The sequence below is a fragment of the Bradyrhizobium sp. genome (genome assembly GCF_030697065.1).
Classification (GTDB): Bacteria; Pseudomonadota; Alphaproteobacteria; order Rhizobiales; family Xanthobacteraceae; genus Bradyrhizobium.
The window spans coordinates 1-1,028 of sequence record NZ_JAUYQU010000230.1 but is presented as its reverse complement, the minus strand read 5'-3'; the positions used below and the strand labels follow the sequence as shown (position 1 = coordinate 1,028).

At 65.6% G+C, this 1,028-nt stretch carries 1 protein-coding gene and 1 pseudogene; both read left to right on the top strand.

What is annotated here, in order from left to right; genetic code table 11:
* Window positions 1-784: amidohydrolase family protein (locus Q8R73_RS18325; RefSeq protein ID WP_305720965.1), on the top strand; the 784-nt coding region annotated here is incomplete at its 5' end.
* Between the two features lie 142 nt (window positions 785-926).
* Window positions 927-989, top strand: a pseudogene (locus Q8R73_RS18320) (DUF2798 domain-containing protein); the annotation flags it as partial.
* Window positions 990-1,028: the final 39 nt, after the last annotated feature.

The following is a 1,028-nucleotide window of genomic DNA, read 5'->3' as shown; positions in this document are numbered from 1 at the left end:
GCGGCCCGGCGGCGTGAAGGTGCATGCCGGCGCGCCTGTGATCGAATGCGAAATGGTCGAGGAGGATTTCAAGGAATTGGCGGCGGCGGGAGTCAAACTGCTCGGCGAAGTCGGCCTCGGCGGCGTCAAGGACGGCCCGACCGCGAAAAAGATGGTGGGTTGGGCGCGCAAATACGGCATCCAGAGCACCATACACACCGGCGGCCCGTCGATCCCCGGCTCCGGCCTGATCGGTGCGGACGTGGTGCTGGAGGCCGACACCGACGTGATCGGCCATATCAATGGCGGCCACACCGCTTTGCCCGACGACGAGATCCGCTGCATCTGCGAGGGCTGCAAGCGCGGCCTCGAACTGGTGCATAACGGCAACGAGCGCTCGGCGCTCTACACGCTGCGGATCGCGCGCGACATGGGCGATCTCAACCGCGTCATCCTCGGCACCGATTCACCGGCCGGCTCCGGCGTGCAGCCGCTCGGCATTTTGCGCATGGTGTCGATGCTGTCGTCGCTCGGCGACGTGCCGGCCGAACTGGCATTCTGCTTCGCCACCGGCAACACCGCGCGGATGCGCGAACTGGATTGCGGCCTGATCGAGGTCGGCCGCTCCGCCGATTTCGTCATCATGGACAAGGCGCAGCATTCCGCCGGCAAGACCATCCTCGACAGCGTGCAGCTCGGCGACCTCCCCGGCATCGGAATGACCATCATCGACGGCATCGTCCGCACGACGCGGAGCCGCAACACGCCGCCGGCGACCAGGGTGCCGGAAATCGTGGGGCATTGATTTGCCGGGGATGCTGGCGCGCGGCTGTTGACGGCGTCCCGGGAAATGCCCGGCTTCGCGATGAGCGGACGTCCGCTTCGGATCGGTTAATGCCGGGCATGGCTTTTGCTTCTGGTTAGGAACAATCCCTGTCGAGGTCCAGATGCTGGGAATTCCGCGCCGCTACAGCCACTTCGTCTATGGGTTCATCCAGTCTGGCCTGACCTGAGCGCTCGCGGCGGCGATTGCCAGTTTTCCGCTGATG